Here is a 12800-nt window from a genome sequence, read left to right as displayed (position 1 = left end):
CTGGGCAGCTTGGGTGGGGCGCAGAGACCGGTTTTTGGAGGAGTTGGCGAGATGACCCTGAATTATGCAGGCAGGTCGCACGATGAAGCCGTGGCAGCGAGGCACAAGCAGAAGCAGAAGGCACAGGAGCAGGCGGGAGGTGAGATGGCGATAGACGGGACGGAGGGCGACGCGGAGCACAGCTGCGGCGAACTCTCCGAACGAGGAAAGCAGGTATGGCGAAGCGGAAGCGGGATCAATGGTGGTGGGAAAGAGTAAGGGAGTCTCGTTGATCTGAAACGACATGGATGGAGCATGTCATTCCGTCCACACCGCATCAGAGCCCTGTCGTGCCGTCTACGCCCCAGTGGAGGGGTACCCTGGAAAGGCGCGTTTAGACTGGGATGAACAGACCGCATGACAAGGCGCAAGCGATCCTCGGGCTGTTTCATTCGACCGTCGACCGTCAAACAGATGCCACGCCATCCAGGCGCGGCTAAGTCGCTGCCTTGGGCTAACCGCGTCCCTTGTGCGCACTCATGCTACGCTGAATGCCGTCGACCGGAATGGTGCTATCCGTGTGACGCGCTTCTCTGGCAAACACGAGCGGAATGAGATGAGCCACAGCGCATGCATGGAGATTCAGCACATGCGCCCGAACGGGAAAGTCCCGTACGGCACTTGTCCGGGATGCGCCAAGTCATGTCCACGAGGCTTGGCCGCGCTCGATTTACACCGAGGAGTCTTGCTAGAAGCACGGGCGCCTCGCGTGTGCAGGACGCAGATCGGGAAAAAGCAAAATGGCAGCCGTCGTCGCCGCAGTCCTTGAATGGATCGCAAGCATTTTTTTCATCTTCTCTTTTGTAGTGGCGGCTGCTACCTGCAGTCTTCTCGTAACTAACTATCTAACCCGCTCAATTTCAAAGAGCCGTCGATGAATGGATCTGTAAGGGACCTAACAAGGAACGCGAGACGCGAGCCGCGCGGCGAACAAAGACAACGGACGCGCGACTACTCCCAACGACGTCTTGCGCGGCGGCGCAGGCAGGCTGGATTGGTGGAATGGAACGCGTTTTGGCACCCTGCAGTCAGTGGTTGGCGATTGGGAGCTAACGGTCAGAATAGGACCGTCCGCCTCGGCACTCGCAGAATTACGTGGAACGTTGAACCGTCGCAATGTGCAATCTGGGAGCGGAGCCTCGGACCTTGGCGAAAACGTGGGCAACGAGGGTCCGCCTGCCAGTGTCACTGCGGCCTTGGCATTACATTCAGGATCTGCCGGAATGCAATCTGAAACGCGATTAGATTGCGGACGTGTAGAGTGCATTGTGCCTCGGATATTCATACGATCCGCGCCGTGCGCCAGGTCCGCGACCCAGGAGCAGAGATGAATCGATTGATCACCTATCGGGGTTTCGAAATCCATGTGGCACTCACCGAGGTTGCTCAGGATATGTACAGTGTGACGTTCAGAATAAAGGGCCATAACGTTGGCCGCACCAGCATCGACGGGGCTGTCGTTCCTGTTCGACATGGTCCGTTCTCAGAGCGCTGGGCGTACCTCGTAGCGGAGATTGCAGGTCAGGCCGCCGTTGATGTTCTGGTTGGTCCGGAATCGTAGTTCGATGCCCCATCGCTTGTCCGGCATTGGTCGATTGATCAATATGCAGGGGACCGCCACAGCTGCTTCACTTACAGGGTATTGCCGTCCAGCGGCGGAGAACGGCATTGTAAAGGGTCAACCGTTGCCATCCTCCCGTTTGCGCGACGCTCGTAAGTGAAGCACTTCAGTTCACGCCGACACCCGCCGTCTGGCGCGTTGCCAAGTGCCACAGAGACGGAGCGAATCAATTTGGGGGCGGCTTTAAAAACTCACGCAGGCTGCCGAAAGGCTCAACGAGGGAACGACGATGACCCCTGATGATGTGATCTCTGTCTTCGAGCAACTGAATCGCGAAGGTCGCGCCGTGGTCGATCTGGATCATGCCTGCGCGAGCTTTGCAAAATGGCTGGCCAGTGCATGGGATGATCTGGGCGCAGCTGACGTTGCGTTGCTGACTTCCGTGGGTGCTGCCCTGTGGCGCGAAGGGTATGCGAGGAGGTACTGAGATGGGCTTGCTTGTCATACCGCCATGACGGCACGCGGCGGACGGCTATATGACAGGTCGATGGAAATTGGCCACGGCATTCGCCCACCTCGCGCAGGTGGTCGCCGCCCCTGGTCCGAAACGTTATCTCGTAAAGATCCTCAGCAGACCGGCTGGGTTAGACGCGAATCTCGAACCCGCGATACCCGATCATCCGTTACATGGGGTGCTCCATTGGGTTGATGGTTAGACATGCTGAAAAGATCATCAAAAAATGTGCGCGCGAGTGGTTGCGCCCGCCGTCCGCAACGAATGCGCACGTTGGTTTGGTCAGAGCGCAGCCAGTAACCGAAGTTGACGTTCGCTTTCGGTCCCGCGAACCAGTGCGTAGGCCCGCATCTGCGTGCGCTCAATGAGCAAAATGGATTCCGAGCCGGAAAAGGCGTTCCACGCGTCATCCGCGATTGATGTCGGCGCACCCTGTGCTCTCGCGAACGCCCGCAGAAGAAGGCTTGCCTCGCGGCGCACGACATGGCGGTCAGCATTCAAAACGTACGGCAGACAGCCAGCGCGTAAAACCAGGTAGTACGGAATTTCGATGCGGTCACTTTGCACGGAGGTGGCACCAGTCTGGAGGGTTGCGTGCGGTCAGGCTCCCGGTTCGCCACGGGCTTCCGCCGCGTTTGCACGAACGAAGGAAATGCGCCTGAGGATGCACGACGCCAGCGGCCGCATTGTAGAAGCAGCTACGGTCAAGGCGGCATCCAGGAAAGTGCAATTCTCCGCCGGGAAAAATCGGCTGATGTCACACGCCAGCTGCCCTTTCACATATCGACGACCGAAGAACCGCTCACTTTTCCGTCGATGATGTCCTTTCCATGCTGCCGAGCGGCGCGCCTCGCCATACCGAAGTCGGATAATGCATGCGCGTGGTTCGGCCTGAAAACACGGCTTGCGGCAGAGGTCGCTATCGCGCCCGGGCGACATATCCGTACCGCAATGTCATACCCTTCGTCGTAACGGGAATGTCCGTCAAAGCGACTGAATGTGCGAGCGAAGACGAGGGGATGAAGTTCGTACCCCCTGTAGAGAAGAAGCGGTCGTGTCGGCATGTTGGTCACTCCAGGGGGAGCCCCACTATACCTTGATAAGGGAACCGCAGGGCGGCGCAGATACGTTACCAGAATTGAATTGACCGACGGTGCCGGCGCGCGTATGGTGGTTCACGAGGTCTACAAAGCAGATTACTGCCTGCATGGTCGTCAATCCTGTTTCGGATGACATGGCGACGGCTATCAGCATCATTTCTCCTCCAACTGCAGGTGGCCCCCTTCGATAAGGCTCACCGACAACTGCTTGGTCGGGTTGCTTCGCCTCGCTGGTACGGCTCGTGAGGCACTTTGGATATCGCCTTCGGCCAGACCCGCACAACTATCAAAAAACCGGCCGCGTGCTGTGGCCAAAAGGGAGTTACCTGATGACAACCATTCGCCGCTATCGAGGTCTCGATATTTCCTTGCTTGTGTATCCCCACCGGGCAACCCAGGCAGGATTTGGCCACAATTACGAGGACGGATTCGATGCGTCGATCCGTATCAGCGAACCCGATTCCGGGATTGACAACTCCCGCAGCCGGCTCCTCCGTGTGCCCGGCAAGCATCCTTTCGCCAATACCGGCGACGCGAGGCGCGCGTGCGTGGCCTATGCCGAAATGTTGATTGACGGTCACGGGTTTGATCGCACGATCGATGCGCCCGCCTGAGTGCCCCAGCCAGGCAGGCCATTCGCCGGAGCGTGCTCGCGGACTCCCGAACGTCCTCGCGCAATACGCCCAGTCGTGATTCGCGACGCCACCACGCCTTGAGATCACGATCACGTCAGGACTGACCATGGATTCTCGCTGCCCCCCGATTGAAGACAGCGCTGGAACGAGCGACGATGCGCTCGAATTCCATCGTAGTTCTAACGGTGATAGATGGCTTCTGTGCCGCGGCGAGCGCAAAGCTCCCATTGTGCGCCATGTGTCGAACGCGGCTTCGGGGGGCACCGTATCGGAATTGGCGGTTGGCGCGTTCCTGTCGTCGGAGAGCTACGGCCCCGAGCACGAAGCGCTGCTCGAACTCGTCGCCGGGTCGATGCTGCCCGCGAGGGGGCCTGCTCCAGACAGCGGGCCTATTGCCTTGGCGCCGGACCCTGGCGATCGTCCGGAATCGCACACGCAGGTCGGCGCGGATGCGCTGCTGCTCGCCGTGACGCGGGTATGTACGTTTGCGCAGGAACGTCGATTGACCAATGCCAGTGGCTTCTTTTTCCAGCAGGGAACACGTCTCTTTCTCGTGACCAGTCGGCACGTCATGATCGACGTGTCCGGTGAACATTTCCCCGACCGGCTCGAGATCGAGTTTCATGTCGACGCGCAGAACCTGGCCGCCGCGACGTGGATGTCCGTTCCGTTGTACACCGCAGGGCATCCTCTCTGGCGTCAGGGAACGGATGACGGCGGCGAGATCGACGTAGCGGTAATCGAACTCTACAGGGGCGCGTTGCCTGCCGGCGCAATGTTCCAGGCCTTCGGCCCCGGTCATCTGCCGCGCGCAGGTGATGCAATGCCGATTGGGGCATCGCTGCTGATCGTCGGCTTCCCGCTCGGGTTCCACGATTCGCTGCATCACCTGCCTGTCGTTCGGCAAGGTGTTCTGGCTTCTGCGTTCGGCCTGCGCTTTCAGGGCAAGGGCTGCTTCGTCACCGATGCAAGAACTCACCGCGGCACCAGTGGCGCACCGGTCGTCCTGAGAGCGCCATCGGAAGGCAGAATGCCTGACGAACTGCCGTGGCTGCTTTTAGGCGTTCATTCTTCGAGCATTGACATGGGCGGCCGGGATGAGCAGATGGACGAAACGCTCGGCCTGAACAGCGCATGGTATGCAGATATTTTGATGGTGTTGACGGCTCACTAGCACGCCATCTTGCCCGTCTGCCGCCGTAAGGCCCGCCGCCCGTTCACTTTTTCCAGCAGGCGCAGCGGCCGCATCGAATTCCGCGCCTTATTCATCGTTGCGGCGATTGCCACCACAGATTCCTTTGCCCACTTCGAACCCGGAGCAGGCTGCCCCACTGAAACGCCAGAGGCTATATGTCCCCACTCCTGGAATTCCTTGCAACGCTGCCACAATTTCATGCCGACCGCCTGGCTTGCAGAGTTATCCATATTGGTACGGGATGTGTACTTTCCATCGTCGATGACAACCTGTCGCAACCTGCCTCGATGTTGAGCGCCAGTTGGCCTGGGCAACCGGAGAACCAATCCCACAGGCTCGAAGGCCTGGATGCAATAAATTTCTACATGCGGGAAGCAAGAGCGTACGGGGCAGAATCTGCGTCGATAAATCGTGCTGTTGCCACCCTTGATCACGCAATGGGCGGATCGACCGCGTTTTCTGCGGCAGTCAAGTCACGGGATAGTTTTATGGGTGTCCCGCGCAACAAATAGATGGAGATTCGCTTCTCATTAGACGCGTTGCCAAGGAAATTATCCGCCTTTTGGACTGCTCGAATGGCTGGCCTTCATGCCTGCCCATTTACCGCCCACAGCCGACCCGCGGGGCTGGCTGCATCGCCATTTCGTTCACGCACTGGGTCAAACCTGGAACGCGTGGTGTGCGATCGCTTCCGGGATGCAGGAAAGCGGCGGCTACGTGGTCTCACCGCTGCTTTTCCCCACGCGCCTGCTCTGGCTGGATTATCCCGCCGACGGGGATGCCTTGGGCACTGTGCCGTTCGACCACGCATGTCGTCCCGCTCCGCGAGGCGGCCGGTCGCGCCTGATCTGATCGCGCTCGCACCGCCCGGTGTGCTGGAACCGTGATGGGCGCTTGCCTCTGTCAACCGCGCGTGAGGCTGGTGCCAGTAGCCAGCGAAAGATCGACCGGCGCGGGCTTTCGCAGGCGGCTGCAGCAACCCTGGTCAGGCCGCGCCGAAGTTGATGTTCGGGTGCTTCCCCCTTGCCTTACCAGACCGGAAACACGACGTCCGGCTGCGGCGTGAATTGAATGCCCGAGTCGGGGCAGATCACGCGGCCCCGGACGGCGACGCGCTGGTTCAGGTACGGTAGCAGGAGCGTGGGGGCTGGTGCACCTCCTTCGCCAAGGAGAATGTCGGACACCTCCTTGTCATTGCACGGCGACGTCGAGGGGCGATCCAGCATGATCGTTGTATAGTCGCCCAGCGCGTACTTCCCGCTGCCACGCTGAATAGTCCCAGTGATCCAGATGTCGTATTGCAGGGGCAACGTCGGCAGCGGCGGGCTGGCTGACGTGGCGTTTTCTGACCATAGCCCGGCGATCACAATTGCCGGGACCAGGATACACAATCGTCTTTTCATGGCGCAAGCCTCTTGACGGCCGGTGCACGTCACTGTTTTCCTTTCACTTCCCTGAAGTCGGCATCTATCACGTCCTCGTCCTGTCCCGCGCCTCTGGACCCCTGCGGGCCGGTCGCGGCGTCGGGGCTGCTCCCCTGTGATTGCACATCTGGGTAGACCTTTCCCCCGAGTTGCTGCGAGGCTGTCGCCAGTGCATGCACCTTCGCATCAATTTCGTCCCTGTCGGATCCTTTCAGCGCGGCCTCAAGCTCCGTGATTGCGGCCTCAATTGTCGCCTTTCCGGCGGCGTCCAGTGTCCCGCCGTATTCGGAGAGCGCCTTGCGCGTGCGGTAGATCAGGGCGTCACCCTGATTGCGTGCCTCGGCCACCCACCAGCGACGCCATCCCGACACCGGAATCCAGGCTGAATGGCGCCATGATCACGGCCAGAATGACCGCGAAGAGGATCGACAGCGCGAAGTGGACCAGCAGCGCCACCAGTACGACGCCAGCTGCAAACGTAGCGGGTTGTGCGAGCACATCGCGGCCCCTCACGATTGCCGCAATCATCCGCAGCGGTGACCATACGCTTTGCCCCGCAACGCGCATGGCAAAAAGTTCGATCACCAGGAAAACCGCGCCCGCCACGCACCCGCCGAGAAGTGCTGCAGGCCACTCGGGCATGCGACGAACGAAATGATGCGAATGCATGTGAAGTTCCATCATGACCTCCTCGGGATCCGCAAGTCTTTCCTCACCGGCGCCACCGCCAGACCGCCTCCGCGACATCCGGCGGCGGTGCGCGAACCGGACGACGGTCCACAAGCCGCACGGCGTACTCCAGTGCTTCCGATTCCGCCTCCTCGCGGCTCGGCCAGCGCCGGCAGAGCCACGGCAAGTGCCAGTTCACGAAAACCTCCCCATCCCTCGCGACCTGAACAAATACAAGGTATCCGTTCACCGCGGTTTGCCCCGGACACGCTGCCGTGCGTACGTGCCTCACGACCAGGGTGTGCATACGGACCTCCAGTCCGTTTCGCATCTCGACTCTCACCCGTTCCATTGAATCGCTCCCCCTCGTGTGTGCGCCGGTATCCCACCCGCCTTGCGGTGCTCCTGCGAAAACCGCTCCGAACGAGGCGCTCATCGCTTCATGGAATCGCGCCCGGCGTACGGCACGAACGACGGCATACCGTCGTCCCGAACGGTGCCCGCGGGGCAACCGCGCTGCTAACGGCGGCGCAGGTGCGACGTGATCTGGTGAGACGTCTGCCACATGGAGGCGAAGCGGTCGCGCAGCGTGCGCCGGGCGCGCTGCGCGACCGGCAGGAAAACGCCGGTCAGGACGACGATCGTACGGTGGAGGCGCTCGAACAGCATAGTCGAAGCCGAGCGGAGATGAAGGCAGCTCATCGTCTTCTCCTTCGACGCAGCAAGGAAGAGAACGGGCTTGCGCGCTCCAGTTCGCCTGCCATGCCGCGGGGCAAACAAATCGAAACACGCAGCATGCAACCGGTCCATCACCGGGCACACTGCCTGAGCTGGATATAAGTTAGTTTCACTGATGAAAATTTTCAAGGTGTTGCGATGGATCCCGCCAACCGTGCCCGGCGAGCCGGTACCCGGTTATCCGCGGGCGGAACACCCGTGTTGCCTGTGCGGATCAGATCGCATCCGGATATCCGGCCGTGCCTCACGACGGACACCACTTTTTCACGGCGGCGAGCAGCCGCGCCACCGGGACCGGCTTGATGAGGCAGTCGTCCCACTGCACCGGCCCCGGCGACGACGGTGGCATCGCCGTATGAACAAGGATCGGGATGTGTGCCAGCGCAGGATGCGCCCGGATCTGGCGGCACAGTTCACCGCCCCCCATCAGCGGCATCACCCAGTCCGTTATGATCAAATCCGGCGGCTGGCGCAGGGCGTGGTCGAGCGCCTCCATACCGTTGTGTGAGCAGCACACGCCATATCCTTCGGCGGTAAGCAGGAAGCAGTAGGCATCGAGCAGCTCAGGCTGGTCGTCGACAAGCAGGATAGAAGGCATTTTGCTGGTCGGTAGACTTGTTTTCGCCATGCGAGGCAAATTGCGTTCCCGATCGCCGGCCTGAAGAGACTGGCCCACAGGCGGTGCGAGGGAAAGATAATGTGCCTTGCATGCCGTCTTTGCCAACGAATTCACGCATTGGGTACGGATCATGACCGATTTTCAAACGGGAACCCTGTACGCCCTCGCCGGATTTCTCCGACAGCAACAGGCGGCCCTGACGGAAAGATGGATGCAGGCCGTTGCTGCCGATGCCGACCTCGTCGAGGCGGACCGGCTGACCTGGGAGCAACTGGCCGATCACCTGCCCGCGATCCTGAGCGCCATCTGCGTCGCGCTCGAAGAGCAGGATCTCCAACCGGTCGAACAGGCCATTGAACACAATGCGAGGCAACACGGGAACGTGCGCTGGCAGCAGGGTTACCGCGTGGATGAACTCGTGCGCGAACTGGAGCTGTTCCGGCGGGAACTGGCTGGCGCCGTCCGGGCCTTCGAGGAGTCCGACGTCACGTTCACCCGCGACCAGGAATCCCATGCGCTGCGCCTGATCGACGAGGCGCTCAGTTTTGTCACCCTGACGTCCATCCGCGAGGTCATCGGCGAGCGTGACCGGATCATCGCGGAATACACGAGCCAGCTGGAACGAGCCAACCGGGAGTTGCGGGAACAGCAACGCCAGGTCAGCGAATTGCACCGGTCGCGCATGCAGATCACGCGCAGCCTCGTGCACGACCTGCGCAACTTCCTGAACGCCTTTTCGATCGACCTGCAGCTGATTGCGCGTGTTCCATCCAGAGCCGAGGCCGGGCTGGCGCTCGCGACCCGGCAGGCAAACGACATGAAGCAGCTGATCGACGAAATGATGGAGTATTCGGTCGTCGTCGGCGACAGCAGCCAGAACTGCATCGCGCCGGTGGATCTGCCCATGCTGTTCGACGAACTGGTCACGGCCGCCCGTCCGGGGATCGAAGCGAAGGGCCTGCATCTGTCTGCTCGCCTTGAGGCCGGACTGGTCCGGGTGCAGTCGAGCCGCATCAGGCTCAAGCAGGTTGCGCTGAACCTGCTGTCGAATGCGACGAAATATACCCGGGAAGGGGAAATCGAACTGGTCATCGCGAGATGCGGAGACAGCCAGTGGTCCATGCGGGTTGCCGATACCGGTGTCGGCATTGCGCCGTCGGACACGGAGCGTGTGTTCAGGGAGTTCGAGCGGGTCGCCGGCGACGACATCCCGGGCGCCGGTCTGGGGCTGGCGATTGTCAGGGAGTTGTGCCGCGCACTCGAGGGCGAGATCCATTTCGAGTCCCGCGAGGGGCAAGGCACGACATTCGAAATCCGCTTTCCTCTCGACCTGAAGCCGATTAGCTGACGCCGCGCCCGTCGGCTCGCGATCTGACCGGCTGTGCGCAGGATACGCGCCTCGCGATCGGTGTTCTTCGTGTGTCGATGACGCGGATCCAGCCCGACCTGCTCCGCGAAAATGCCGAAAAGCATGCCGTCCGGCACGCCAGATACGGCCACGGGTGAGGTGCTCTCACGCGGCATCGACCGCGCCTGCACCTTGCCTGACTCCGAAGGTAACCGGATTATTGACACTATCCATTCCGCGCGGCGGGAAGCGACACTCCCCGGGGGGACAGCCTTCGGCCGGCGCCCCACGCCCTGGTCGCGCTGGAGGCACGCTCAGGCAGCCAGTCCTGCTATCCTGTCTGCGGTCCGCATCACTGGATGGGCGGTGCGGTGCCCAGTTTTTCGGCCAGCATCCGCTCGTACACGCCGAAGTGCAGATCCACTTCAGACTGATCGACTGCGGTAACGATCAGGGTGATCTGGTCCGGCAGCAGACCAAGCACGCCCGCGATACACGTTTCGAGCTGTGGCGCGCAAACCTTGTCCTTGACGACAGTCGTCCCGATCGTGACTTCATAGTTTTTCTCCTGCCGGCAAACCACTTCCACCAGGCGCGCGCGGGCGCTCATGTTGTTGTCGACCGCCATCCGGATGACGTCCACCGCCTTGCGCATCGCTTCTGTCGGAAACCCCCGGGTCGAACGCAGCCGCACGCGGTGGGGGCCCAGGGTCAGCCAGTCAGTATCGAATTCCATCGCGTCCTCCATTTGCTGCATGGTTCCGCCGCGATGATATGACCCGGCAAAAAAATTTCAAGGTGCGCCGCTGCTTTTTCCCCTTGAAATCCTCGCCAGAGTGCCTATCTTTCGTTTCGCTCAGGCAGACGCGCGGCTTGCAACGTCCCGTGCGCTGCGTGTTTCGATTTGTTTTGCCAGACGCAGGCAGGCGAACTGGAGCGCGTAGGCCCGTTCGCCTCCATCAACATTTGAGGAGAACTGCATCATGAGCGATTTCTACTCCGGATCTGACCTCTTCAGCGAGTTCGACCGACTGCAGCAGCAGATGGCGAACCTCTTCGGTAACTTCCCCTCCAGTCTCCGGGCGAGCCGCCTCGGCGCATTTCCGCCCGTCAACATTGGCGCCACCGACGACTCGATTCAGATCGTCGCGTTTGCACCCGGCGTCAATGCGGCGGAACTCGACGTATCGATCGACAAGGGGCTGCTGACCATCAGCGGTGAGCGCAAGCCGGCCCAACCGGATACCGGCGAGGACTCACGAGTTTATGCGCAGGAGCGCTTCACTGGCGCGTTCCGTCGGGTTATCGAGCTACCCGAGAACGCAGACCCCGACAAGGTTCAGGCGCGCTACGAAAATGGCTGCCTGTCGATCGCCGTCGGCAAGCGCGAATCCTCGAAGCCGCGTGCAATCACCGTCCAGTAATCCAGGGAGCCGAAAATGAGCGATACCACTGAACTGAGCAAGCGCGACCCGTCGGCCGTCACGCGCACCGGGAACGAGCCGTCCGCGCGACGGATGACAATTACTCCTGCCGTCGATATCTACGAGGACAGTCAGGGCGTCACACTTTGGGCCGACCTGCCTGGAGTTACCAGGGACAAGCTCGATGTGCGGGTCCATGACGGCAATCTCGCCATCGAGGCTGAGGCGGTCGTGCCGACACCGCCAAATCTGCGGCTGCAGCATGCCGAGGTCCGTGAGCCGCGCTTTGCGCGCACGTTCACGCTCTCCCCGGACTTCGACATATCGAAGATCGAGGCAAATCTGAAGGATGGCGTACTGAAGCTCACGATCCCACGCCGTGACGAGGCGCGCCCGCGGCGGATCGAAGTGCGTACGGGCTGAAGTCGGCGCGTGGGGCAGCAACGGCAGGAAGCACAGCGGGTGGCGGCGGCCTGGCTGCCTCCCCGCCGACAGCGGAGGCCCGGATGAGCGAGCCGTTCCCGACAGCAATGTCCGTGGCCAACATTGCGATGACCGACTGCCACCTGCACGAACATGCACGGCGGGGGGCATCGCAGCAGAAGCGCCGCGCGATGCGCTGTCCTGCGCCGTCAGTCGGCCTGGAAAGGGAGCATTCGCGGCCGCAGTGCGCAAGGTGGCCGCCCAAACCGCTCACGAGGCCCAGTCCGAAAACGTCGACGGTGGAAAAGCAGCGGTGCGGGTGCCATAACCGGAATACGGTTCTCCTGCCAGACTTCAGAGGAGGAAACGATGAACCCCGATCCGAAAAAGTGGAATCCCTTCAAGTTCCTTCGCGGGGCTGTGCGCAAGTCCGATGCGGACAGCACGGCGAGCCCGCCGGCGAGCGAAAACGAACAATGGCGGGCCTCCCTGCCCGACATTGCGCGATTGTTCTCACGGGAGCCATGGCGCGCAGTGGAGGAATTTTTTCACGACCCGTTTGCAGGCCGTAGCGCGCTCGAACGATGGTTCGGCGACTTCAGTTCATCGCGCTTCCAGCCGCGCATCGACGTCGTCGATGAGGGACCGGTGTTGCGCGTGACCGCAGAACTGCCCGGGATGGAGCGCGAAGACGTGAAGGTGAGCGTCGAGGACGGCGCGATCGTGCTGCGTGGTGAGAAAAAGCAGGATGTGCGCAGTGAGGAAAACGGCTGCTACCGGCTGGAGCGTGCGCATGGACGCTTCGTGCGCACGATCCCGATGCCTGAATACGCCGATCCCGGTCGCGCCCTGGCAAAATTCGACAACGGTGTACTCACGTTGACCGTGCCGAAAACGGAGCCGGTACCGTCCACGAGTCGCACGATCGATATCAGTTAGGGCGAGCCTCCAAAGCGCAATGACGGCGGCCAAAAAAGAGGACTGGGTCGTTAGCTCAGCTGGTAGAGCAGCGGACTTTTAATCCGTTGGTCACAGGTTCGAATCCCGTACGGCCTACCAAAGAATCAAGGGCTTAGCGTTCGCGCTAGGCCCTTTCTCATTACAGAAGTTC

Annotated in this window: 18 protein-coding genes and 1 tRNA gene; 11 read left to right on the top strand and 8 right to left on the bottom strand. The window is 61.3% G+C overall.

What is annotated here, in order from left to right:
- Positions 1 to 51: 51 nt before the first annotated feature.
- The 3 genes from WJ542_RS02105 (at position 52) to WJ542_RS02095 (ending at position 2087) form a co-directional block, all read left to right on the top strand.
- A complete protein-coding gene (locus WJ542_RS02105; protein ID WP_342964605.1) occupies positions 52 to 258 on the top strand; it encodes a hypothetical protein in 207 nt (68 codons plus the stop codon).
- Positions 259 to 1366: 1108 nt separating this feature from the next.
- Positions 1367 to 1600, top strand: a complete 234-nt coding sequence (locus WJ542_RS02100) for a hypothetical protein (protein ID WP_411187420.1) — start codon at positions 1367 to 1369, stop codon at positions 1598 to 1600.
- Between the two features lie 289 nt (positions 1601 to 1889).
- Complete coding sequence (locus tag WJ542_RS02095) at positions 1890 to 2087, top strand: hypothetical protein (protein WP_411187418.1); 198 nt, start codon at positions 1890 to 1892, stop codon at positions 2085 to 2087.
- A 309-nt stretch (positions 2088 to 2396) separates the two neighbouring features.
- On the opposite strand, the gene WJ542_RS02090 is transcribed toward WJ542_RS02095, so the two are convergent.
- Both WJ542_RS02090 and WJ542_RS02085 read right to left on the bottom strand, forming a co-directional pair.
- Complete coding sequence (locus WJ542_RS02090) at positions 2397 to 2681, bottom strand: hypothetical protein (protein WP_411187416.1); 285 nt, start codon at positions 2679 to 2681, stop codon at positions 2397 to 2399.
- Between the two features lie 209 nt (positions 2682 to 2890).
- Positions 2891 to 3178 (bottom strand): hypothetical protein, encoded by a 288-nt coding sequence (locus WJ542_RS02085; RefSeq protein ID WP_411187414.1) that lies wholly within the window; start codon positions 3176 to 3178, stop codon positions 2891 to 2893.
- A gap of 365 nt (positions 3179 to 3543) precedes the next feature.
- Here WJ542_RS02085 and WJ542_RS02080 point away from each other — a divergent pair, with 365 nt between their 5' ends.
- From WJ542_RS02080 to WJ542_RS02070, 3 genes are all read left to right on the top strand, one after another.
- Positions 3544 to 3828, top strand: a complete 285-nt coding sequence (locus tag WJ542_RS02080) for a hypothetical protein (RefSeq protein WP_411187412.1) — start codon at positions 3544 to 3546, stop codon at positions 3826 to 3828.
- Between the two features lie 127 nt (positions 3829 to 3955).
- On the top strand, positions 3956 to 5023 hold the full coding sequence (locus WJ542_RS02075) for a trypsin-like peptidase domain-containing protein (protein ID WP_411187410.1): 1068 nt from the start codon (positions 3956 to 3958) through the stop codon (positions 5021 to 5023).
- Positions 5024 to 5632: 609 nt separating this feature from the next.
- Positions 5633 to 5896, top strand: coding sequence for a hypothetical protein (locus WJ542_RS02070; RefSeq protein WP_411187408.1), 264 nt, complete (start codon positions 5633 to 5635; stop codon positions 5894 to 5896).
- Positions 5897 to 6072: 176 nt separating this feature from the next.
- Here the strand turns inward: WJ542_RS02070 and WJ542_RS02065 are convergent, their stop codons facing one another.
- The 5 genes from WJ542_RS02065 to WJ542_RS02045 all read right to left on the bottom strand — a co-directional run bounded on the left by WJ542_RS02065 (position 6073) and on the right by WJ542_RS02045 (position 8626).
- On the bottom strand, positions 6073 to 6447 hold the full coding sequence (locus WJ542_RS02065; protein WP_411187406.1) for a hypothetical protein: 375 nt from the start codon (positions 6445 to 6447) through the stop codon (positions 6073 to 6075).
- 29 nt (positions 6448 to 6476) lie between these two features.
- Positions 6477 to 6815, bottom strand: a complete 339-nt coding sequence (locus tag WJ542_RS02060; RefSeq protein WP_411187404.1) for an Hsp70 family protein — start codon at positions 6813 to 6815, stop codon at positions 6477 to 6479.
- Positions 6790 to 7152, bottom strand: coding sequence for a hypothetical protein (locus WJ542_RS02055; protein ID WP_411187402.1), 363 nt, complete (start codon positions 7150 to 7152; stop codon positions 6790 to 6792). Before WJ542_RS02055 ends, WJ542_RS02060 begins: the two co-directional genes overlap by 26 nt.
- A 504-nt stretch (positions 7153 to 7656) precedes the next feature.
- A complete protein-coding gene (locus WJ542_RS02050; RefSeq protein ID WP_411187401.1) occupies positions 7657 to 7839 on the bottom strand; it encodes a hypothetical protein in 183 nt (60 codons plus the stop codon).
- 280 nt (positions 7840 to 8119) lie between these two features.
- Complete coding sequence (locus WJ542_RS02045; RefSeq protein WP_411187399.1) at positions 8120 to 8626, bottom strand: response regulator; 507 nt, start codon at positions 8624 to 8626, stop codon at positions 8120 to 8122.
- Here WJ542_RS02045 and WJ542_RS02040 point away from each other — a divergent pair.
- Complete coding sequence (locus WJ542_RS02040; RefSeq protein WP_411187397.1) at positions 8625 to 9842, top strand: sensor histidine kinase; 1218 nt, start codon at positions 8625 to 8627, stop codon at positions 9840 to 9842. The genes WJ542_RS02045 and WJ542_RS02040 overlap by 2 nt on opposite strands.
- A 352-nt stretch (positions 9843 to 10194) precedes the next feature.
- On the opposite strand, the gene WJ542_RS02035 is transcribed toward WJ542_RS02040, so the two are convergent.
- A complete protein-coding gene (locus tag WJ542_RS02035; protein WP_411187396.1) occupies positions 10195 to 10578 on the bottom strand; it encodes a hypothetical protein in 384 nt (127 codons plus the stop codon).
- A gap of 247 nt (positions 10579 to 10825) precedes the next feature.
- Here WJ542_RS02035 and WJ542_RS02030 point away from each other — a divergent pair, with 247 nt between their 5' ends.
- The 4 genes from WJ542_RS02030 (at position 10826) to WJ542_RS02015 (ending at position 12748) form a co-directional block, all read left to right on the top strand.
- A complete protein-coding gene (locus tag WJ542_RS02030) occupies positions 10826 to 11266 on the top strand; it encodes an Hsp20/alpha crystallin family protein (RefSeq protein WP_411187394.1) in 441 nt (146 codons plus the stop codon).
- A gap of 15 nt (positions 11267 to 11281) precedes the next feature.
- Positions 11282 to 11689 (top strand): Hsp20/alpha crystallin family protein, encoded by a 408-nt coding sequence (locus WJ542_RS02025; RefSeq protein ID WP_411187392.1) that lies wholly within the window; start codon positions 11282 to 11284, stop codon positions 11687 to 11689.
- Between the two features lie 369 nt (positions 11690 to 12058).
- On the top strand, positions 12059 to 12628 hold the full coding sequence (locus tag WJ542_RS02020) for an Hsp20/alpha crystallin family protein (RefSeq protein WP_411187390.1): 570 nt from the start codon (positions 12059 to 12061) through the stop codon (positions 12626 to 12628).
- Positions 12629 to 12672: 44 nt separating this feature from the next.
- A tRNA-Lys gene (locus tag WJ542_RS02015) sits at positions 12673 to 12748 on the top strand.
- Positions 12749 to 12800 lie beyond the last annotated feature (52 nt).

The organism is Paraburkholderia yinzeri, assembly GCF_046581065.1.
Classification (GTDB): domain Bacteria; phylum Pseudomonadota; class Gammaproteobacteria; order Burkholderiales; family Burkholderiaceae; genus Paraburkholderia.
Note: the sequence above shows the minus strand (reverse complement) of the source record. Positions and strands in the feature narration are given on the sequence as shown.

Excerpts from the sequence above, each read along its gene's own strand:
- WJ542_RS02055 (WP_411187402.1), bottom strand. The coding sequence starts at position 7,152 with ATGATGGAACTTCACATGCATTCGCATCATTTCGTTCGTCGCATGCCC.
- WJ542_RS02080 (WP_411187412.1), top strand. The coding sequence starts at position 3,544 with ATGACAACCATTCGCCGCTATCGAGGTCTCGATATTTCCTTGCTTGTG.
- WJ542_RS02020 (WP_411187390.1), top strand. The coding sequence starts at position 12,059 with ATGAACCCCGATCCGAAAAAGTGGAATCCCTTCAAGTTCCTTCGCGGG.
- WJ542_RS02065 (WP_411187406.1), bottom strand. The coding sequence starts at position 6,447 with ATGAAAAGACGATTGTGTATCCTGGTCCCGGCAATTGTGATCGCCGGG.
- WJ542_RS02075 (WP_411187410.1), top strand. The coding sequence starts at position 3,956 with ATGGATTCTCGCTGCCCCCCGATTGAAGACAGCGCTGGAACGAGCGAC.
- WJ542_RS02035 (WP_411187396.1), bottom strand. The coding sequence starts at position 10,578 with ATGGAATTCGATACTGACTGGCTGACCCTGGGCCCCCACCGCGTGCGG.
- WJ542_RS02050 (WP_411187401.1), bottom strand. The coding sequence starts at position 7,839 with ATGAGCTGCCTTCATCTCCGCTCGGCTTCGACTATGCTGTTCGAGCGC.
- WJ542_RS02085 (WP_411187414.1), bottom strand. The coding sequence starts at position 3,178 with ATGCCGACACGACCGCTTCTTCTCTACAGGGGGTACGAACTTCATCCC.
- WJ542_RS02100 (WP_411187420.1), top strand. The coding sequence starts at position 1,367 with ATGAATCGATTGATCACCTATCGGGGTTTCGAAATCCATGTGGCACTC.
- WJ542_RS02030 (WP_411187394.1), top strand. The coding sequence starts at position 10,826 with ATGAGCGATTTCTACTCCGGATCTGACCTCTTCAGCGAGTTCGACCGA.
- WJ542_RS02040 (WP_411187397.1), top strand. The coding sequence starts at position 8,625 with ATGACCGATTTTCAAACGGGAACCCTGTACGCCCTCGCCGGATTTCTC.
- WJ542_RS02025 (WP_411187392.1), top strand. The coding sequence starts at position 11,282 with ATGAGCGATACCACTGAACTGAGCAAGCGCGACCCGTCGGCCGTCACG.
- WJ542_RS02070 (WP_411187408.1), top strand. The coding sequence starts at position 5,633 with ATGCCTGCCCATTTACCGCCCACAGCCGACCCGCGGGGCTGGCTGCAT.
- WJ542_RS02095 (WP_411187418.1), top strand. The coding sequence starts at position 1,890 with ATGACCCCTGATGATGTGATCTCTGTCTTCGAGCAACTGAATCGCGAA.
- WJ542_RS02045 (WP_411187399.1), bottom strand. The coding sequence starts at position 8,626 with ATGATCCGTACCCAATGCGTGAATTCGTTGGCAAAGACGGCATGCAAG.
- WJ542_RS02105 (WP_342964605.1), top strand. The coding sequence starts at position 52 with ATGACCCTGAATTATGCAGGCAGGTCGCACGATGAAGCCGTGGCAGCG.